Annotated in this window: 20 protein-coding genes; 13 read left to right on the top strand and 7 right to left on the bottom strand. The window is 67.0% G+C overall.

Going from position 1 to position 19,302, the window contains the following annotated elements:
- The first annotated feature begins 5 nt into the window (after positions 1–5).
- From ACSQ86_RS36910 to ACSQ86_RS36890, 5 genes are read left to right on the top strand one after another with little or no spacing between them, the layout of a single operon-like run.
- Positions 6–143 carry a cbb3-type cytochrome oxidase subunit 3 gene (locus ACSQ86_RS36910; protein ID WP_436307656.1) on the top strand — a complete coding sequence of 46 codons (138 nt, stop codon included), beginning with the start codon at positions 6–8 and terminating at the stop codon, positions 141–143.
- Between the two features lie 9 nt (positions 144–152).
- Entirely contained in the window at positions 153–1,067 is a 915-nt protein-coding gene (gene ccoP / locus ACSQ86_RS36905; protein ID WP_436307657.1) for a cytochrome-c oxidase, cbb3-type subunit III, read from the top strand.
- 7 nt (positions 1,068–1,074) lie between these two features.
- Positions 1,075–2,514, top strand: a complete 1,440-nt coding sequence (gene ccoG, locus ACSQ86_RS36900) for a cytochrome c oxidase accessory protein CcoG (protein WP_436307658.1) — start codon at positions 1,075–1,077, stop codon at positions 2,512–2,514.
- Between the two features lie 20 nt (positions 2,515–2,534).
- Positions 2,535–2,810 carry a FixH family protein gene (locus ACSQ86_RS36895; RefSeq protein ID WP_436307659.1) on the top strand — a complete coding sequence of 92 codons (276 nt, stop codon included), beginning with the start codon at positions 2,535–2,537 and terminating at the stop codon, positions 2,808–2,810.
- 5 nt (positions 2,811–2,815) lie between these two features.
- Entirely contained in the window at positions 2,816–3,061 is a 246-nt protein-coding gene (locus ACSQ86_RS36890; RefSeq protein ID WP_436307660.1) for a hypothetical protein, read from the top strand.
- On the opposite strand, the gene fnr is transcribed toward ACSQ86_RS36890, so the two are convergent.
- On the bottom strand, positions 3,042–3,758 hold the full coding sequence (gene fnr, locus ACSQ86_RS36885; RefSeq protein WP_093110211.1) for a fumarate/nitrate reduction transcriptional regulator Fnr: 717 nt from the start codon (positions 3,756–3,758) through the stop codon (positions 3,042–3,044). The two genes, ACSQ86_RS36890 and fnr, sit on opposite strands and share 20 nt — an antisense overlap.
- Before the next feature lie 212 nt (positions 3,759–3,970).
- Between fnr and ACSQ86_RS36880 the strand changes: the two genes are divergently transcribed.
- Together ACSQ86_RS36880 and ACSQ86_RS36875 are read left to right on the top strand one after the other, a co-directional pair.
- A complete protein-coding gene (locus ACSQ86_RS36880) occupies positions 3,971–4,684 on the top strand; it encodes a sulfite exporter TauE/SafE family protein (RefSeq protein ID WP_436294362.1) in 714 nt (237 codons plus the stop codon).
- A 23-nt stretch (positions 4,685–4,707) separates the two neighbouring features.
- A complete protein-coding gene (locus tag ACSQ86_RS36875) occupies positions 4,708–5,304 on the top strand; it encodes a hypothetical protein (RefSeq protein WP_436294363.1) in 597 nt (198 codons plus the stop codon).
- Between the two features lie 550 nt (positions 5,305–5,854).
- Here ACSQ86_RS36875 and ACSQ86_RS36870 read toward each other — a convergent pair.
- Positions 5,855–6,070 (bottom strand): YgaP family membrane protein, encoded by a 216-nt coding sequence (locus ACSQ86_RS36870; protein WP_436307661.1) that lies wholly within the window; start codon positions 6,068–6,070, stop codon positions 5,855–5,857.
- A 70-nt stretch (positions 6,071–6,140) separates the two neighbouring features.
- The gene (locus ACSQ86_RS36865) at positions 6,141–8,819 is read right to left on the bottom strand and encodes a bifunctional acetate--CoA ligase family protein/GNAT family N-acetyltransferase (RefSeq protein WP_436307662.1); all 2,679 of its coding nucleotides are present in this window, start codon (positions 8,817–8,819) and stop codon (positions 6,141–6,143) included.
- 112 nt (positions 8,820–8,931) lie between these two features.
- Here ACSQ86_RS36865 and ACSQ86_RS36860 point away from each other — a divergent pair, with 112 nt between their 5' ends.
- Positions 8,932–10,284: an MBL fold metallo-hydrolase RNA specificity domain-containing protein gene (locus ACSQ86_RS36860; RefSeq protein WP_436307663.1), complete on the top strand. Its 1,353-nt coding sequence runs from the start codon at positions 8,932–8,934 to the stop codon at positions 10,282–10,284.
- A 14-nt stretch (positions 10,285–10,298) separates the two neighbouring features.
- Positions 10,299–11,804, top strand: coding sequence for a thymidine phosphorylase family protein (locus tag ACSQ86_RS36855; protein WP_436310863.1), 1,506 nt, complete (start codon positions 10,299–10,301; stop codon positions 11,802–11,804).
- A gap of 256 nt (positions 11,805–12,060) precedes the next feature.
- Here the strand turns inward: ACSQ86_RS36855 and ACSQ86_RS36850 are convergent, their stop codons facing one another.
- The gene (locus ACSQ86_RS36850) at positions 12,061–12,801 is read right to left on the bottom strand and encodes a hypothetical protein (RefSeq protein ID WP_436310862.1); all 741 of its coding nucleotides are present in this window, start codon (positions 12,799–12,801) and stop codon (positions 12,061–12,063) included.
- A gap of 241 nt (positions 12,802–13,042) precedes the next feature.
- Here ACSQ86_RS36850 and ACSQ86_RS36845 point away from each other — a divergent pair, with 241 nt between their 5' ends.
- Positions 13,043–13,714, top strand: a complete 672-nt coding sequence (locus ACSQ86_RS36845) for a Crp/Fnr family transcriptional regulator (RefSeq protein WP_436310861.1) — start codon at positions 13,043–13,045, stop codon at positions 13,712–13,714.
- On the opposite strand, the gene ACSQ86_RS36840 is transcribed toward ACSQ86_RS36845, so the two are convergent.
- A complete protein-coding gene (locus tag ACSQ86_RS36840) occupies positions 13,708–15,756 on the bottom strand; it encodes a PAS domain S-box protein (RefSeq protein ID WP_436307666.1) in 2,049 nt (682 codons plus the stop codon). The two genes, ACSQ86_RS36845 and ACSQ86_RS36840, sit on opposite strands and share 7 nt — an antisense overlap.
- Positions 15,756–16,520 carry a winged helix-turn-helix domain-containing protein gene (locus ACSQ86_RS36835; RefSeq protein ID WP_436294371.1) on the bottom strand — a complete coding sequence of 255 codons (765 nt, stop codon included), beginning with the start codon at positions 16,518–16,520 and terminating at the stop codon, positions 15,756–15,758. The genes ACSQ86_RS36840 and ACSQ86_RS36835 overlap by 1 nt, the downstream gene beginning before the upstream one ends.
- Positions 16,521–16,598: 78 nt before the next feature.
- Between ACSQ86_RS36835 and ACSQ86_RS36830 the strand changes: the two genes are divergently transcribed.
- The 3 genes from ACSQ86_RS36830 to ACSQ86_RS36820 are packed head-to-tail and all read left to right on the top strand — an operon-like array spanning position 16,599 to position 18,610.
- The gene (locus ACSQ86_RS36830) at positions 16,599–17,273 is read left to right on the top strand and encodes a response regulator (RefSeq protein ID WP_436294372.1); all 675 of its coding nucleotides are present in this window, start codon (positions 16,599–16,601) and stop codon (positions 17,271–17,273) included.
- Positions 17,270–18,421: a histidine kinase dimerization/phospho-acceptor domain-containing protein gene (locus ACSQ86_RS36825; RefSeq protein WP_436310860.1), complete on the top strand. Its 1,152-nt coding sequence runs from the start codon at positions 17,270–17,272 to the stop codon at positions 18,419–18,421. The genes ACSQ86_RS36830 and ACSQ86_RS36825 overlap by 4 nt, the downstream gene beginning before the upstream one ends.
- A gap of 9 nt (positions 18,422–18,430) precedes the next feature.
- Positions 18,431–18,610, top strand: a complete 180-nt coding sequence (locus tag ACSQ86_RS36820) for an ATP-binding protein (RefSeq protein WP_436310903.1) — start codon at positions 18,431–18,433, stop codon at positions 18,608–18,610.
- A gap of 4 nt (positions 18,611–18,614) precedes the next feature.
- Here the strand turns inward: ACSQ86_RS36820 and ACSQ86_RS36815 are convergent, their stop codons facing one another.
- The gene (locus ACSQ86_RS36815; protein ID WP_436294374.1) at positions 18,615–19,298 is read right to left on the bottom strand and encodes a tetratricopeptide repeat protein; all 684 of its coding nucleotides are present in this window, start codon (positions 19,296–19,298) and stop codon (positions 18,615–18,617) included.
- Positions 19,299–19,302 lie beyond the last annotated feature (4 nt).

The following is a 19,302-nucleotide window of genomic DNA, read 5'->3' as shown; positions in this document are numbered from 1 at the left end:
GCCTCATGGACATCACCACCTTGCGGATCGTGGCCACGCTGGCTTCCTTCGCCACATTCATCGGCATCTTCGTATGGGCTTACTCGCGCCGCAACGCGAAACGGTTCGAGGGCGCCGCCCAACTGCCGTTCGAACAGGACTGAGAGAGCAACATGAGCGATTTCTTCAGTGTCTTCTGGTCGAACTATGTCGCCATTGCCTCGCTGGGCAGCATCCTGCTGTGTGCATTGCTGCTGTGGCTCGTTGCCCGCGCGAAGGTTCCGGGCGGGACCGATGAAACGACCGGACATGTCTGGGACGAAGACCTGCGCGAAGCCAACAATCCGATGCCGCGCTGGTGGGTCGGCCTCTTCGTGCTCACCATCATCTTCGGCCTGGCCTACCTGGTCGCGTATCCGGGGCTCGGCAGCTACCAGGGCCAGCTCGCATGGAGTACCGAGAACGAGTATGCGAAGGACCTTGCCAAGGCCAAGCGTGACCTCGAACCCGTCTACGCCGCCTATGCGGCCATGCCGATCGAGCGCGTGGCGGGCGAACCCGCGGCGGCGGCGATCGGCGAGCGCCTGTTCCTCAACAACTGCGCGCAGTGCCACGGCTCGGACGCGCGCGGCAGCAAGGGCTTTCCGAACCTGGCCGACCGCGACTGGTTGCACGGCGGCGCACCGGAGAAGATCAAGGAATCGATCACCCGGGGGCGCACCGGCGTGATGCCGCCGATGGCCGAGGCGGTCGGCACCCCCGAGGATGTCAAGAACGTCGCCAACTATGTGCTGAGCCTGTCGGGCAGCCCGCACGATTCGGTCCGCGCCGGCCTGGGCAAGAGCAAGTTCAGCGCCTGCGCGGCCTGCCATGGCATCGGCGGCGTCGGCAACCCCGCCATGGGCGCGCCGAACCTGGCCGACAAGGTCTGGCTGCACGGCTACGGGCAGGAGGCGATCATCTCGATCATCAACACCGGCAGGACCAATCAGATGCCGGCCCAGCAGGGCCGCCTGACCGAGGCCCAGATCCATGTGCTGGCCTCCTATGTCTGGGGCTTGTCGAACAAGCCTGCCGCTGCGCCCTAGGGCTGTCATGAAGGATGCCGCTTCCGCGTCGACCCCGGTGAGGCGCCGGGTGATCCCGATCGCCGCCGTTAAGGAAGGTGGCGGCCTGTTCGCCGCGCACCAGAAGGTCTATCCCCGCACGGTGCGCGGCGTCTTCGCGCGCTGGCGCTGGGCCATGGTGTTCCTGACGCAGCTCGTGTTCTATGGCCTGCCCTGGCTCGAGTGGGGGCAGCGCCAGGCGGTGCTGTTCGACCTGGGCGCGCGGCGCTTCTACATCCTCGGGCTGGTGCTGTATCCGCAGGACCTGATCTACCTGACCGGGCTGCTGGTGATCTCGGCGCTGTCGCTCTTCCTCTTCACCGCGGTGGCCGGGCGGTTGTGGTGCGGCTATGCCTGTCCGCAAACCGTCTACACCGAGATCTTCATGTGGGTCGAGCAAAAGATCGAAGGCAACCGCATCGCGCGCATGCGCCTGGACGAAGGCGACTTCTCGCTCGAGAAGCTGGTCAAGAAGTGGTTCAAGCACATCGTGTGGCTCGGCATCGCGCTGTGGACCGGCTTCACCTTCGTCGGCTACTTCACGCCGATCCGCGAGTTGGGCCTGGAGTTCCTGCAGACGCGCATGGGTTCGTGGGAGGTGTTCTGGGTCTTCTTCTACGGCTTTGCGACCTACGGCAATGCGGGTTTCATGCGCGAGCAGGTCTGCATGTACATGTGTCCCTATGCGCGCTTCCAGAGCGCCATGTTCGATCGCGACACGCTGATCGTGAGCTACGACAGCGAGCGTGGCGAGCCCCGCGGGGTGCGTTCCAAGAGCAGCAATGCCCGCGCTCAGGGACTTGGCGACTGCATCGACTGTTCGTTGTGCGTGCAGGTCTGCCCGACCGGCATCGACATCCGCAAGGGGCTGCAGTACGAGTGCATCGGCTGCGGGCTCTGTGTGGACGCCTGCAACACCGTGATGGACAAGATGGCCACACCGCGAGGTCTGATCCGCTACGCGACCCAGAACGGCATGGCCGGCCATTGGACGCCGAGGCAGGTGCTGCGCCGCGTGCTGCGCCCACGGGTGCTGATCTACACGGGCTTGCTCGCTGCGCTGACGATGGGGGTGCTGGCGAGCCTGGTCGTGCGCATGCCGCTGAAGGTCGACGTGGTGCGCGACCGGGCTTCGCTCGCGCGCATCGTCGAGGGCGGCCAACTCGAGAACGTCTATCGCCTGCAGATCATGAACGCGACCGAGCAGGTACAGCGCTACCGCATCGAAGCCAGGGGGCTGGAAGGCTTGAGCGTGTCGCCGCCTGATCCGGTCGAGGTCGGTTCTGCGCAGTCGCGCTGGGTCGCGGTGCGCCTGCAGCTCCCCTACGGCAGCGCCACCGCGGGTTCCCACGTCGTGCACTTCGACGTGCGCTCGGCCGACGGCAGCGCGCAGGTGTCGGAGAAGGCGACCTTCCTGGTGCCTCGTTGAGTTGGCAAAGAGGAGACAAGATGGACGATCATGCGATGACTTCCCCGAAGAGCGAACCCTGGTGGCAGTTCCCGCTGCTGTGGATGGTGATGGCCGGGCCCGCGGTGGTCGTCGTCGCCAGCTTCGTGACGCTCTGGCTCGCCCTGCGCACGCCCGATCCGGTGGTGGCGCCAGACTACTACCGCCAGGGCATCGAGATCAACAAGCATCTGATCGAAAAGAAACTGATGCCCGCGCTGGCGGGCCGCAATCATGCGGCAACGCCTGATGCCGACCTGCCCGCACCCAGGCGCTGATGGTCATGAAGACGCGCAACTGGATGTCGATTCTCTGGCCCGCCTTTCTGCTGGCGAGCGCGGCCGAACTGCTGGTGTTTGCACTGGTCGACCCCGGCGACCTCCACTGGCGCGGCGAGGCCGTCGGCCTGTCCCGCCAGACAGTCTATGCGGCCGGCTTCTTCGTCTTCTGGCTGCTGGCGATAGGGTCGAGCGCGCTGACGCTGCTTTTGACCAGGCCGGCCTCCGAGATCAACAGCCGGGAGGATTGACGATGCGCCGGAGCGCCTCGGCGTCGACGATGCGAAGATTGCGCTTCTCCACCTCGACGATCCCATCCTCCATGAACTTGGAGAGCGTTCGGCTCACGGTTTCGAGGGTGAGTCCGAGGTAGCTGCCGATCTCCTCGCGGGTCATGCGCAGCACGAACTCGGAGCGCGAGAAACCGCGCGCGTGCAGGCGCTGCACGAGGTTGAGCAGAAAAGCCGCGAGGCGTTCCTCGGCCCGCATGCTTCCCAGCAGCAGCATCACCCCGTGCTCGCGCACGATCTCGCGGCTCATGATCTGATGCACGTGGCGCTGCAGCGCCGCGACCTCGCGCGACAGTTCCTCGATTCGGTGAAAGGGCATCACGCAGACCTCGGCATCCTCGAGCGCGACCGCGTCGCAGGTGTGCTGGTTGTTGACGATGCCGTCGAGGCCGATGATTTCGCCGGCCATCTGGAAACCGGTGACCTGGTCGCGCCCATCCTCGGTCGCCACGCGGGTCTTGAAGACACCGGTGCGGATCGCATAGAGCGAGGTGAAGGGCTCGCCGTTGCGAAAGAGCGTCTCGCGTCGTCGGACCTTGCGCCGCGTGGCCACGATCTCGTCGATGCGTTTCAACTCGCTCGGCTCCAGCCCCGCGGGCATGCACAGCTCGCGCAGGGTGCAACTGGAGCAGGCGACCTTGATGTGTTCGGCTTTCATGGAGGGCGTCGAGGGTTGCAGTGATTCTGTGACGCGGTGCGCCGCCCAGGCTTGATGCACATCAAGGATGACGGGTCGACCTGCCCGCATAGTGGGTCATTGCTTGCCAGACCCACCGCCGCAATGAACACATCTCTCGCCCTCGCCCCTGCCGATTCATCTCGCGTCCCGGCCGAGCACAACCGCACGCGCTTCTCGCGCATCGTCTGATCATGCAGACTGCGCTCGCCAGCACTGCGCTCCTGATGGGATTGGTCGGCGGGCCCCATTGCGTCGCGATGTGCGGTGCTGCCTGTGCCGGCGTGATCCGCATCGTGCGCGTGCCGGTGGATGGTGGTGTGGCGCCGCTTTCGGCGAGCCCTCCGGCCGTTTCCGCATCCGTCGCCTTCCATGCGGCCCGTATCGCGGGCTATACGGCTGCCGGGGCGGCCGCCGCAGCGGCGATGCAGAGCCTCGGGTTCGCAAGCGAACAGGTCGCGGCGTTGCGTCCTCTGTGGGTGCTGCTTCATGTGTTCGTGCTCGCCTGGGGCCTGGTGCTCGCCGCACTCGGGCGACAGCCACTCTGGGCGCACCGTATCGGGCGCGCGCTCGCGACGCGCCTGCGGCCGCTCACCGGTTCGATGGCCGGCGTGCTCGCGACGGGTGCGCTCTGGGTCTCCATGCCTTGCGGTCTGTTGTATTCCGCGCTGATGCTTGCCGGGCTGGCCAACGGACCGGCGCAAGGCGCACTGACGATGGCCCTCTTTGCCGTGGGCAGCGGCGTGTCGCTGGTTCTGGCCCCTTGGCTGTGGCAGCGCTTGCGTTCAGGTGCCAGCATTGCGCGCAAGGAATGGGGAACCCGGCTTGCCGGCGGCCTGCTTGCGGCAGTGGCAATTCAGGCGCTGTGGATCGACCTGAGTCATCAGATCGACATATGGTGCCGCTGAAGGGAGACACCATGAGACGCAACATGATCGCGCTGATCGGACTTTCGGCCGTCTGCGCCGCGCTCATGAGCCCTTGCGCTGCCCAGCAGCGCCCCGCGCAGCCAGACCTTCAGATGCAGGGCATGGCCGCCCATGACGTTGCATATCAGGCGGCTCTCGATGCAGCCTCGGCCACAAGAAACGCGTCCAAGGACGCCGCTGCGGCGTTGCTCAAGGCAAGAAGGTATGCAGCTCGGCCCTCTGATCGCCGCGTGAAGGCGGCCGGCGAAGCGGCACGAAAGACCGGGCTGTCCGCCCATCGCGCTTGGCAAAGGGCGCTTGTTGCAGCCGATCGCGCGACGAGCCAAAGCAAGACAGCGGCCGAGCATGCGGCGCAGGCGAGCGAACAAGCCTCTGTCGCCTGGAATCGGGCGCTCGAGCAGATCGAGGCGGCGTCCGACCAGTTCGCTGGGGCGAGCACGGCGCAAGCCAAGAGCGCCGCGAGCGCTGTCTACGAAGATCTCCGGACAGCGCGCGATGCCTTGCGCATGGCAGCAAAGGCGAGCCACGAGGCCGCTGAGGAATCATGGCGGGCGAAAAGGCGGGCGCTGAGCGGAGAGACAGCTTCGGCCGCGCCTTAGCGCCGGGTTAGCCTTCAATGGAGCACAAACCAGACGGCAGCGGCCCATGTGCATGCGAGTTTGGCAAACAGGGCGGCGGCGATACGCAGCGCGAAGCTGCAACCCCCGCGATGGCGGCCAGGGTACATCGGGTCACCGTGTTGGCGCTGACCGCGACCAAGGCGCCGCGCACGAAGTGATGGTCGGCAAGCGCCCGCCTATGCTGCAACGGCGAAGGTGCGCAGGCCTGCGGCGGCGCGCCGATCACCGTCGCCCTTGCGACCCCTTGCGACGTTCGCGCTCGAAGCCGAGCAGGAGCCCGATGCCCAACGCCACGGCCAGGCCGACGACCGCGCCTGGCCGGGCGAGTTGCTCATACCTTCAGTGTCGCTTGAAGCTGCGCGTTCGCCGAGCCGCCGGCGCGCCAGGGATATCGCGAAGCATCAATCCAGGGTGATCCAGGCAATCAGCGCCTGGAGGGCGAGCCACAGCAGCGCCGCGCCGAGCAGCACCAAGACCGCGACGATCATCCACATGGCAGATCTCCCAAGGCGCCTCGATGGGCCGACATTCACGGTCGTCCTGGCCGGCCCCGAGGGCTGTCGCTGGCACAGGTGCCGACGCCGAGCAGCGCGTAGGCGGGGCAGGCGCCGAAGAGGCCTGTCAGCAGGGGCACGATGCCCAGATATCCCCATGGCCCGATCGTCCCGGCAGCCGACAGGCCGATGAGCGCGGCACCCGCCGTGATGCGCAGCAGGCGATCGGCAGCTCCAACATTCCGCTTCATTGCGCACGCTCCTTGTGGCTTCAATGCCATCCATCGTGCGCCAGACATGGGCGGGCGTCCTTGCGATGGATCAAGGGGTGATGATCGGACTGTTCAATGTCCTGACCACGCGCCGCACGCCCGAATCGGCCGGTTCCGCCGGATCGGCCTCGAAGCCCATGGCGCGCGCCAGGTTCAGCATCCGCGTGTTCTCGCGCAGGATGATGCCCACGAGACGGCCGATTCCGCGGCTCCTGGCGTGCTCGATCAATTGCGCGAACAGCAGCTTGCCGAGCCCGGCGCCCTTGAGATCGGAGCGCACGATAATGGCGAACTCGGCCTCCACCCGGTCGGGATCGCTCACGGTACGGGCCACGCCCAGCGTCTCGGGTGCGCCCTGCGCGTCGGAGCCTTCGGCAATGAAGGCCATCTCACGGTCGTAGTCGATCTGGGTGAGGCGGGCGAGCTCGCTGCGCGGCAGCTCACGCCTTGTCTGGAAGATTCGCATGCGGATGTCTTCCGGGTCGAGTTGCTCCAGAAAGCGCCGGTGCTGCGCCTCGTCCTCGGGGCGGATCGGCCGCAGCGTGATCTCGCGGCCGTTCCAGGTCAGGGTGCGGACCCATTGCGAAGGATACGGAAGGATCGCAAAGCGCTCCGCCCCGGCGACCGGCCGCGCGGCGACGCGAATGCGGGCATCGAGAGCGATGGCGCCCGATTCGTCGACATACAGCGGATTGATGTCGAGTTCCGCCAACTGCGGCAGGTCCGCGAGCATCTGCGACACGGCGATCAGCACGTCGTAGAGCGCGTCCAGCTGAGCCGGCGGATGGTCGCGGTAGCCGGCCAGCAGGCGCGACACGCGCGTGCGCGAGACCAACTCGCGCGCCAGGCTGCGGTTGAGAGGGGGCAGGGCGACGGCGCTGTCGGCGGTGACCTCCACCGCGGTGCCGCCCTGGCCACAGAGGATCACAGGGCCGAACACGCTGTCGATGCTGGCCCCGACAATGACTTCCTGGGCATGAGGCCGACGCACCATCGGCTGCACAGTGAACCCGTCGATGCGCGCATCGGGCCGGGCGATCCGCACGGCCTGCAGCATCTCGCTGACCGCATGGTCCAGCGATGCCTGGTCGCGCAGGTCGAGCCGGACGCCACCGACGTCGGATTTGTGCGTGATGTCGCGCGAGACGATCTTGAGCGCCACCGGGTAGCCGACTTCTCGCGCCGCTAAAAAAATGGCCTCGGCCGAGGCGGGAACCGCGAGCGTGGGCACCACCGGCACGCCATAGGCCTTAAGCACGGCCTTGGCCTCCTGCTCACCAAGCCATTCGCGACCTTCGGCGAGCACGGCGTCCAGCTGGCGGTGTGCCGAGGCGACATCGGGCACCGGGTTCTCGCTGGCGCTCGGTGCCTCGATCAGGGTGTCCTGGTTGCATCTGTAGGTTTGCAGCATCGCGAAGGCGCGAACGGCTTCCTCCGGCGTCGGGTAGTCGGGTATGCCGGCCTGTTCGAACAGTTGACGCGCCTGGGCGACGGCGGCGTCGCCGAGCCAGGCGCTCATGACGCGCGGCCCGGTTGTACGCAGCAAGGGCAGACAGGCGCGCGCGATGTCGTCGCTGCGAACGATCGCGGTCGGCGCGTGGACGAACAGCACCGCGCCGGCCGCCTCGTCGGCCAGCAGGGCCGACAGCGTGTCGGTGTAGCGCTCGATCGGTGCATCGCCGATGATGTCGATCGGGTTGGCGTGCGACCAGTTGGCTGGCAGCACCGCATTCAAGCGTTCCAGCAGCGCCTCGTTCGGCTCGGCGAGCGTGATGCCGGCCCGCGCGGCCGCGTCGGCTGCCATCACGCCGGCGCCGCCGCCGTTGGTCATGATGGTCAGCGATTCACTGCGGTTGCCGCGAAAACGCGCCAGGGTCTCCGCCGCGATGAACAGGTCCTGCAGCGTGTCGACACGCAACATGCCGGCTCGGCGGATGGCGGCGTCGTAGACGGCGTCCGAACCTGCCAGCGCACCGGTGTGCGAGGCGGCGGCGCGCACGCCGTTACCGGCGCGCCCGGCCTTCACGACGATCACCGGCTTGTTGCGCGCCGCCGCCCGCGCGGCGGACATGAACTTGCGCGGCGACTCCACCGATTCGACGTAGAGCAGGATGGATCGCGTGCGCGCGTCGCTCGCCAGATGGTCGAGCAGATCGCCGAAATCGACGTCGCAGTGGTCGCCGAGGGACACGAGGTGCGACAGGCCGATGCCGCGGCTCTTGGCCCAGTCAAGTACCGCGGTGACCAGCGCGCCGGACTGCGACACGAAGGCCAGCTCCCCCGGCAGCGCGTCGGTATGGGCGAAGCTGGCATTCAGCCCGATGTGCGGGCTCAGGAGGCCTATGCAATTGGGACCCAGCAGGCGCATCAGATAGGGCTTTGCCGCATCGAGCGCTGCCTGCTTCTGCGCTGCACTCAGACCGGCGGTCACGATGATGGCCGCGCGGGTGCCCAGCGCGCCGAGTTCGGCGATCAGTTGCGCCACCGTGTGCGCCGGCGTACACAGGAGGGCGAGATCCGGTGCGCCGGGCAGATGGGCAGCCTTCGCGAACACGGGCGCGCCATCCAGCACAGCGTGCTTGGGATTGACGGCATAGATCGGACCCGCGAAATGGCCGGCGCGCAGATTGCGCCAGACGGTGGCGCCGACACTGCCTTGGCGGTTCGAAGCGCCGACCACGGCGACCGAGTTCGGAGACAGCAAGCGGTCGAGATGGCGAATGGTCAAGGGGGCCTCCGGCGAAAAGCCGATCATGCGCAGCCGAGCATGCTCCTACCTTGACGAACATCAAGCCGAAGCGTGCGTCTGCTGCCAAGCTCCGACTCAACAAGGAGAAACAATGCGCATCGAATTCCTCGGTGGCACGGGCACCGTCACCGGATCGAAATACCTGCTGGAACACGAGGGCCGCCGGCTCTTGGTGGACTGCGGCCTGTTTCAGGGCCTGAAGCAACTGCGTCTGCGCAACTGGGAGGCCTTGCCGGTCAAGGCCTCCGAGATCGACGCGGTGCTGCTCACGCATGCGCACATGGACCATAGCGGCTTCGTGCCGCGGCTTGTCAAGCTCGGCTTCAAGGGCCCTGTCTACTGCACCGGGGCAACGCGCGACCTCTGCGAACTGCTTCTGCCCGATTCGGGCCGGCTGCAGGAGGAGGAAGCCGACTTCGCGAACCGGCATGGGCATTCCAAGCACAAGCCGGCGTTACCACTCTATACCGAGGAGGATGCCCGCGCTGCGTTGAAGCGCTTCGAGGCGATCTCCTTCGACAAGGAACACTCGCCATGGCCAGGCTGGTCGTGGCGTCTGAAGCGCGCGGGACACATTCTCGGCGCGGCCAGCGTGCACCTCACCTGGACCGGCGGCAGCATCCTGTTTTCCGGCGACCTTGGCCGCAGCGACGACCTGGTGATGCGCCCACCCGAATCTCCCGAGCCGGCGGACTATGTCGTCGTGGAGTCCACCTATGGCGATCGCCGGCATCGCGATGTCGACACGCTCATGGCGCTGGCCGACGTGGTCAACCGCACCGCGGCGCGCGGCGGCGTTGTCGTCATCCCTTCCTTCGCCGTCGGGCGCGCGCAGACCATCCTGCACTGCATCCACCTGCTCAAGAAGGCGCACCGCATTCCCGACATGCCGGTGTATCTGAACAGCCCCATGGCGGCCGATGCCACGCGCATCTTTCGGCATCACCTCGACGAGCACCGACTGAGCGCCGAGCAGTGCGCAGCCATGAGCAAGGAGGCCACCATCGTCAACACGGTGGAGGAGTCGAAGCGGCTTAACACATTGACGTTTCCATCGATCATCGTGTCCGCCAGCGGCATGGCGACCGGCGGCCGTGTGCTACATCACCTGAAGGCCTATGCGCCGGATGCACGCAACACGATCCTGTTCGCCGGCTTCCAGGCTGCCGCAACGCGCGGTGCCGCCTTGGTGGGTGGTGCGGAATCGGTCAAGATCCACGGCGTCTATGTGCCGGTGCGTGCCGAAGTGGCGAATCTGGACACCTTGTCGGCCCATGCGGACCGCGAACAGCTGCTGGCCTGGCTCGGCGCGCTGCGTGCGCCGAAGCGGGTTTTCGTGACCCACGGCGAGCCGGTGGCCGCCGATGCGCTGCGGCTGGCCATCGAGGAGCGTCACGGCTGGCCGGTCACAGTGCCGGAGTACCTCGAATCCCGCAAGCTCTGAAGAACGATCCACGCATGTCCTTCGAACACCTGCGAGCACGCCGGGCCGGCATCGACACCTATCAGCAACCCGTGGTGTACATGCGCGGCGACTGCCCTGTCTGCCGGGCGGAAGGCTTCGAAGCGCAGGCGCAGGTCGAGGTGATCGCCAACGGACGCCATCTGCTCGCAATCCTGAACCACGTGAGCAGCGACTGGCTTGGCAGCGACGAGATTGCGCTATCTGAGGTCGCCTGGACCTTGCTGGGAGCGGCAGCAGGCGATGAAGTGGAGGTGCGCCATCCGCCGGTGCTCGCCTCGCTTGCGCACCTTCGCGCCAAGGTACACGGCAGCAGGCTTGGCTATTCCGCCTTGCGCGAGCTCATGGAGGACGTGAGCCGTGGCCGGCTTTCCGACATTCACCTCGCGTGCCTGGTGACGGTCTGCGCTGGCGGCGGGCTCGATCTCGACGAGACGGTCGCGTTGACGCGGGCCATGGTCGACGTCGGCGAACGCATCGACTGGGGAACCTCGCCAGTGATGGACAAGCACTGCATCGGCGGCCTCCCAGGCAACCGCACGACGCTGCTGGTGGTGCCGATCGTCGCTGCGTGCGGCGTGCTGATGCCCAAGACCTCCTCGCGCGCCATCACCTCCGCGGCCGGAACTGCCGATGCGATGGAGACACTGGCGCCCGTCGAGCTGGACCTGGTGGCGCTGCGCCGCGTCGTCGCAAGGGAAGGGGGGTGCATCGCATGGGGCGGCGCCACCCGCATCAGTCCCGCCGACGACATGCTGATTCGCGTGGAGCGACCGCTGAGTCTGGAGAGCGAAGGCTTGCTGGTGGCCTCCATCCTCTCCAAGAAGGCGGCGACGGGCTCGCAGCGCGTGCTGATCGATCTGCCGGTCGGCCCGTTAACCAAGGTACGCAGCACAGCCGCAGCGGAACTTCTGTCGCACAGCCTGGTAACGGTAGGCGCCGCATTGGGGCTGCAGGTGCGCACGGTGTTCACTGACGGCACGCAGCCTGTGGGTCGCGGCATCGGGCCCGCGCTGGAGGCCATGGACGTGATGGCTGTGCTGAAACGCAGCGCCGATGCGCCGGAGGACCTGCGCGAGCGTGCATTGCTGCTTGCTGGCTTGCTGCTGGAAATGGCCGGAAAAACTGCCCTCGGTAGCGGGCAGGCGCTGGCGCGCGAGGTGCTGGAGGATGGACGCGCGCTGGCCAAGTTCCTCGCGATCTGCGAAGCGCAGGGCGGCTTGCGCGTGCCGCCCAGGGCGGCGCACACCGAGGATGTGATTGCGCATGCGTGCGGCACAGTGTCTGCGATCGACACACGGCTCATCTCGCGCGCGGCCAAATTGGCTGGCGCTCCGCGCGATCCGGCGGCCGGGGCAAGAATGCATGTTCGTGCACGCGACCACGTCGAGCTGGGACAGCCGCTCTTCACGTTGCATGCCGGCAGCCCTGGGGCGCTCCAGTACGCTTTGCGCTTTCTGCGTTCGCAGCTGCCTGTCGTTCAGATCGAAGCGCTGCCATGAGCGCGAGCAGCGGCGGCGCGGACAGGCTGCCGTCGACCAATCACCTCCTGCCACCGTTCGGACCCAGCTGCAGGGCGTTGCCACGGCCGCGCTGAGCCGAGCTCGCATTCGGTGTGCAGCCTAGGTGTTTGGGCGCCTTTCCCGAAGGGGCAGGGCACTGTGGAGGTGTGCGCTCATTGCGATAGCGGCAAAGCCGGCCATGCGTTGCGCAGTGGGGCGGTTCAGCGTGTCGCCGCCGTGACGCCCGGGCGATCGGTCAACCGTGCGCGACGGTATCAAGCAGTACCGTCTGCATCACGAAGCGGTGATTCTCGCAACGCCAAGCTTCGTCCAGCGGGCCGTTCGTCGAAAGCAGCGACCAGTGCCCGGCGTTCGTCGCATCGACCACACAAGTCGCATCGTTCGAAGCCGCCTGGCATTGGCCTCCCATCTCCACCTCGAAACCTATCTCACGGGCGGCGGACAGGAAAGCGCTGCCCCGCATGGTCAGCGGATCGCCGAGGAAGAGGATCGACGCGCGGGTCGTTGTCGGTGGCCGATGCTCGCACAGCGCCATGAGATCCGCCAGCGCCCGGGCTGGGTGGTCGTCCATCCCCAGCCCCTGGTAGACGGGCACCCCGGCTTCCCTTTCCAACTGACGGGCGGCTGCCGAAGGCATCGTTCCGCAGTCAATCGCGTCGTACATGCGGCCCAGCATCCGTGCCAGCGTGCGAATGTCGCCGTTGGAATGCGCTGATTCTGCAGGCTCGGCGAACCTCACCTCGGCGACGTGCGCCCCAAGCTCCAACGCCGCGCCATGGAGCGCCGACCTTTCTCCCTCGGACGACGTGCCGATCAGCAGGGCGATGTTCTTGCCGCGCAGGGGCTTGCCGACCGTACCCGCTTTCGCCGCGGTCCTCAGTCGCCGGGCGGCGGCGAAGACCGCGAGGATATGGCCGGCGCGCAGTGGCTCGCGAGGCGACAAGCAGTGCGAAGGGATTGAGAGGCGAGATTGCACACAGCGAAGGTATAGCCTGTCGCCATCTCGACCTTGATCGCCGTCAACGATCAGGCGTTCTGTGGGCGTCGCTACCAACGAGACACAAAGCATTCACCCACTGTTACCGAGACAGCCGTCACGTTGGCGTCGCTGTTGCACTGGCTTTCTAAGCTTCAACCATCGATTCGCAAGGAGCAAGAAAGTGAAAACGACGAGCGTTCCCAGGTGCACCCGGTCCACCGTCCAACGCATTGCGGACATGCTGCAACTGCTGCAGGACAGCCTGCCGATCCAGCGGCGCATCGTGCGCACGGGGGACACGATCTATCAGGCGGGCCAGCAGTTCGGGTGCCTTTACATCGTGAATTCAGGCTTCTTCAAGATGGTCAACCTGTCGAGCGAAGGGCGCGAGCAGGTGGTCGGTCTTCATTTCAAGGGCGACTGGCTGGGCCTCGACGGGATCGCCATGTCACGGTATGGCTGCGACGCGGTCGCGATGGACACCGGCGAGGTCTGGGCCATCCGCTATGACGCCTTGCTCCAGGCGGCGGTCCGCACCCCTGCGCTGCTGACTGCGCTGCATGAGGCCATGAGCCGCGAGCTCACGCGCGATCACGATTCGATGCTGTCCTTGTGCACGCTGCCCGCCGACGCCCGCGTGGCCGGTTTCCTGCGCTACTGGGCCGACGCGCTCTCGCAGCGCGGCCTGCGTACCGACCAATTCACGCTGCGCATGACGCGCGCCGAGATCGGCAATTACCTCGGCATGACGCTGGAGAGCGTGAGCCGTGCGCTCTCCCGACTGGCGCGTGGCGACGTGATCCGTTTCACCGAGAAGGGTCGGCGCGACATCCACATCCCGCAGGTGGAGGCGCTCACGAGCTTCATGCAGGGCCTCGCCACACCGATGAGCGCCGCCGCCCTTCACTGAGCTGCGTTGAGGACCCTCACGATGGCATGCTCGAGCTCGGTGCGCGTGTAGGGTTTGCGCAGCAGCTCCCAGCCCTGGGGCTCATCGAGCAGTTTGCTGGAATAGCCCGACATCAGCAGCACCGGCAGGCCGGGAAACTGCGTGCGCACCGCATCGGCCAGCTCGGTGCCGCGCATGCCGGTGCCGAGCAGGATGTCGGTGAGCAGCAGCCCGATGCCGGGTTCCGATGCGAGCAAGCGCAATGCTTCTTCGGCGTTCGCGCAGGCGACGACCTCGCAGGCCATCGAAGCAAGGAACTTCTCCACCACGCTCAGGACCTCGGGATCGTCCTCGACCAGCAGGACACGCAGGTTCGCGGGCACGCTGCCCGACGCCGTAGCGTCGAAATCCTCGTCGGCAGAGCCATCCTCGTCCACGCGCGGGAGATAGAGCGTCACCGTGGTGCCGGCGCCGGGCGCGCTGCTGAGACCGACGGCGCCGCGTGATTGCTTGGCGAAGCCGTAGACGGTCGAAAGGCCAAGGCCGGTACCGCGGCCGCTTTCCTTCGTGGTGAAGAAGGGTTCGAAGGCGCGCTCCTTGACGGCCTCGGGCATGCCCGAGCCCGTGTCCGAGATGGAGATTGCCACGTAGCCGGCCTCGTTGGCCGGCCCGCGCTCGGCATCGAGACTGGCCGGCAGCGAGGGAGCGGCGCGGCAGACAAAGGCCAGTGTGCCGCCCTGCGGCATGGCGTCGCGCGCGTTGATGGCGACGTTCAACAGCGCGGATTCGAGCTGCCCCGGGTCCGCCAGGCACAGTGCCTCTTCGGCATCGAGCGTGATGACGATGCGCTGATCGAGCGTGCGGCGCAGCATGTCGGTCAGGGAGTGCAGCAGCGCAGCGGCGTCGACGACCGTGGGTTGAAGCACCTGGCGCCGCGAAAACGCGAGCAGCTTGCCCGTCAGCTCGGCGCCTCGGCGTGTGGCACGCGCGGCGGCGCCGACGAGTTGCTGGATGAACGGATCGCCGGCGCACGCAGGAGCGTCCTCGAGCACCTGCAGGTTGCCCGAGATGATGGTCAGCAGGTTGTTGAAGTCGTGCGCGACGCCGCCGGTCAGCTGACCGACGGTCTCCAGCCGCTGGGCATGGTTGAGCGCCTCCTCGCTCTGCGCGCGCTGCAGGACGGTCCCCAGCAGGCTCGATAGCGAATCGAGAAATCGAAGCTCGTCGTCGCCGAAGCGGCTGCGCGTGCTCGAGTGCACGGCCAGGACACCAATGGTCCGGCCGCGATCCAGAAGCGGCACGGCAAGCTCGCTTGGCAGGCCGCGTTCCATGGCACGCGACGCCAGCTCGAAGCGGGTGTCCAGCGCATGGTCCGCCACCAGAACCGCCTTGCCGACGGCGATGACGCTGCCGGCAGGCGAGGTGGGCGAATTGGGAACTCGATCCCCGACGGCGAGATCCTGCAATGCGCCGCTGATGGCCGCGACGCGGAACTCGAGGCCGTTCGGCTCCAGCAGGAGGATCTCGGCCGTCTCGACCTGGAGTGCTTCGGCCGCGATCGCGGGCACGAGTTCCAGCATTTCTTGCGGCTCCCGCGCATCGACCGCAAAGCGGCCGAACTGGGCGAGATGCTCGGCATACCGGGCTCTTTGCAAGGCCTGCTTGACGCGCGGATAAGCGCTCACGCCGCGAATCGCAGCCACGACATACGGCAGGCCGTGGTCCTGCAACGGACTCAGCGCGATCTCGACCATCACCGTGCTGCCGTCGCGCCGTTTGGCGACCAGGTCCATCTGCATGCCCATCGGGCGCGTGCGCGGGTGGTCGGCATAGGCGTTGCGATAGGCCGCATGGCGCGGCCGGATCGCGTCGGGCACCAGTTCGTCGACCGAAAGTCCGACGAGTTCGTCTGCCGAATAGCCCAGCAGATCGAGCGCCGCCGGATTGGCGAGTCCGATCACGCCCTGAAGATCGACCAGCAGAAGCGCGTCGGGATAGGCAGCGAAGAGCGAGCGGAATACCGCCCCGTCGTCGAATCCGGGAACGAGGGATTTCTGCTTCATCAACCCGCCTCGACCTTGGGGACCAGAATGTAGCCGGCGCCACGCACCGACTTGATGATCTGTGGATTGTTCGGGTCGGCTTCCAGCTTTTTGCGCAGCCGCCCGATCTGGACGTCGATGGTGCGGTCGAAGGGGCCGCCGTCGCGGCCGCGGGTGTGTTCGAGAAGGAAGTCCCGCGACAGCACGCGGCCCGGGTGCGTCGCCAGCGTGTTCAGCAGGTCGAATTCGCCCGTGGTCAGGGGCACCTCAATTCGGTCGGGATCCAGCAGGCGCCGTGCCGCGGTGTCGAGCTCCCACTGCGCGAAGCGCAGCAGCGTCGTCGCGGCTTCGGCGTTCGCTTTTCCCTGGCCTTGTTCACCAGGTGTAAGGCGGCGCAGCACCGCTTTGATGCGCGCCAGCAATTCGCGCAGATCGAAAGGCTTGGTGACGTAGTCGTCGGCCCCGACCTCGAGGCCGACCACCTTGTCGACCGCATCGCCGCGGCCGGTGACGATCACCAGCCCGCAGCGCCAGTGCTCTCGCAACTGGCGCGCGATGGCGAAGCCGTCCTCGCCGGGCAGGCCCAGGTCGAGCAGCACGAGCATGGGCGCGTCGCGTGCCATCAGGTCCATGAGCGCTGTACCGGAATGCAGCTGGCTGACGCGAAAGCCGTGGCCTGCAAGGTAGTTGGCGAGCAGCATGGTGATGTCTGCTTCGTCGTCGAGAACTGCGAGATGGATGGAGGTGGTCACCCGGGTGATGTTAGTCGGGTGGCCACGGACCATCAACAGGGGCTGGGCCGGGCGGACTCGTTTGCATAATGATCCATCGCACGCCCTCGATCGCACGACGCCAGGCCACCCATGCGCATTCTCATCGTCGAAGACGACATCCTGCTCGGCGACGCCCTGGCGTCCGGACTGCGTCAACTGGGCCAGGTGGTCGATTGGTTCGGCAGCGGCGCCCAGGCTGACGCGGCGCTGGCCGATGCGCCCTTCGATGCGGTGGTGTTGGATCTCGGCCTGCCCGGCGGCGACGGCATGCATTGGCTGGGCCGCTGGCGCGGCCGCGGCCTGAAGCTTCCGGTGCTCATCCTGACCGCGCGCGACGCCGTCGACCAGCGCATCGCCGGACTGGACGGGGGGGCGGACGACTACCTGGTCAAGCCGATCACCATCGACGAACTTGCCGCGCGCTTGCGTGCGCTGGTGCGCCGCGCCTCCGGTCATGCCCAATCGGTGTGGCAGCACGGCGCGCTGGAATACGATCCGGCGGCCAAGCTGGTGCGTTGGAAGGGAGTGCCGGTCGATCTTACCGGTCGCGAGCTGACCCTGCTGGAGGCGCTGCTGACGGATTCTCAGCGCGTCCTGTCCAAGGCCTATCTGCAGCAAAAGCTCTACGACTGGAGCGGCGGGGAACCCGAAAGCAACACGCTGGAGGTCCACATTCATCGCCTGCGGCGCAAGATCGATCCCGGCATCGTGCGCACGGTGCGCGGAGTCGGTTACGCGCTTGGCTCCGGGGAGGCCGCCCCATGAGCCTTCAGCGCCGCTTGCTGACGTACCTGGTGGTGTGTGCCCCACTGGTATGGGCCGTCGCGTTGTTCGTGTCCATCGACCGCGCGCGACACGAAGTCAACGAACTTTTCGATACCGAGTTGATCCGTTTGGCCCGGCAGGTCCACGCAAGGCTGCCAGGGACGGCCGCTGTGCTGCCGCCTGCGCCGGCGCCGGGGAGCGTGGGATCGGGCGAAGCCGACGTGCGCGACCTTGCGATCGCGGTGTGGGACGCCGACGGGCGCCTGATGCTGGCCGACGGGGAGGGTGCTCAGTTTCCGCGGGTCGACGGCGCCGGTTTCGTGGACGAGCGCATCAATGGGAATCTCTGGCGTGTCTACTACCTCCGGTCGCTCGCCGGGGAAGGGATGGTCGCAGCGGGGCAAAAAGCCTATGAGCGTGACGAACTCGTTTTCAGCCTGACGGCGAGCCAGGTGGTGCCCTGGCTGCTGGTGCTGCCGCTGCTGCTGGTGATCATGGCCTGGGCCGTCCGACGGGCGCTGGCGCCAGTGCACCAGCTCACGGCGGAACTGCGGGGTCGCCGCGCGGACGATCTCCAACCCGTGCCCAAGGGCCAGGCGCCGGCCGAACTCAAGCCATTGGTGGACGCGATGAACGGCCTGTTCGCGCGCATCGAGGCGATGCTGGCGCGCGAGCGCCGCTTCACGGCCGATGCTGCGCACGAGCTTCGCACGCCCCTGGCCGTGCTGCGCGTTCAATGGGACGTGGTGCGCCGTGCGGCGAGCGGGCCCGAGCGCGCGCAGGCCGAAGCCAAGTTCACCGCAGGGATGGAACGCATGAGCCGCCTCGTCAGCCAGATGCTGGCCCTGTCGCGCCTGGAGGCGACCCACGCGGCATCGCTGACGACGGAAGTGCAATGGCCGACCATCGTCGAGCACGCGGTGAACGATTGCCTGGTCCTGGCCGAACGCCGCCGGATCGATCTGGCCTGCGAATGGCCCCCGCGGGGCCGACATCCGATGCCGTTGCTGGGTGACGAACACCTGCTGACCGTGCTGCTGCGCAATCTGCTGGACAACGCCGTGCGCTACGCGCCGCGAGGTACGGCCGTGACGCTGCGCGTCGCAGAGGAGCAACTCGAGATGGAGAACGAGGGGGAATCTTTGTGACCCGAACAACTGCTTCGACTGGGGGAGCGTTTCTACCGGCCCGCCGGACAGCAGGAAGGCGGCAGCGGCCTGGGTGTTTCGATCGCGCGGCGCATCGCCGAGCTGCACGGACTGGAAGTGATGTTCGGTGCGGGCGCGAACGGCAAGGGCGTGCGCGTCGTGCTGCGCTTCGACGCGGCGCACCGTTGAGTGTCTACTTGTTCTTCGCTTTTTCGAGCAATGCGCGCGCCTCTTCGCGCCGCCCCGCATCGGCCACCTGGCGCCCGGGGCGGGCAGGTGCCTCTATCGCGCGCTCGAGATATGTCACGGCCTGGTCGGGTTGCTTGATTTCGAGCAGGTACTCGCCATAGAAATAGTTGGGGTCGATGCCCTTGGGATTGAGGGCCAGGGCCTTCTGCAGCAACTCCTTGGCCTTGGCCTTGTCGCCGAAGCCCATCGGCCAGCCGGGTACCTTGTAGTAGAGGACGCCGAGGCTGTTGTAGGCCGAGCCGTCCAGCACGTCGCCATCGATGCGGATGGCCTCTTCGTACAGCGCCTTGGCCTGCTTGACCAGGCCGAGCGCGCCAAGACCGCCGCGCTCGCCGGCCCAGGAGCTGACGATGATGCCCTCCCAGACCAGCGGCTCGCTGCGGCCCGGATTGGCTTCGCTCACCTTGCGCGCCTGGGCGGCCAGCGCCTCGAAGCGCTTCTCGCGCTCGGTGGGCGGCGTCTGGTAGCGAATGACTTCCCACTCGCGCTGCAACGTGGCGACGGATTCTTCGACGCCGGCGGCGCCGGCTGCCAGCGGCAGCAGCTGGGCGAAGACGGCAGCAGCCAGCATGGCGGTCATGCCGCGGCGGGACAGCGCCGCGGCGGCGGTCTTGGGCGTACGGGTCATTCGG

The sequence above is a fragment of the Variovorax sp. LjRoot130 genome (assembly GCF_964253755.1).
GTDB lineage: Bacteria > Pseudomonadota > Gammaproteobacteria > Burkholderiales > Burkholderiaceae_C > Variovorax.
This window is presented reverse-complemented; position numbering and strand designations above follow the sequence as displayed.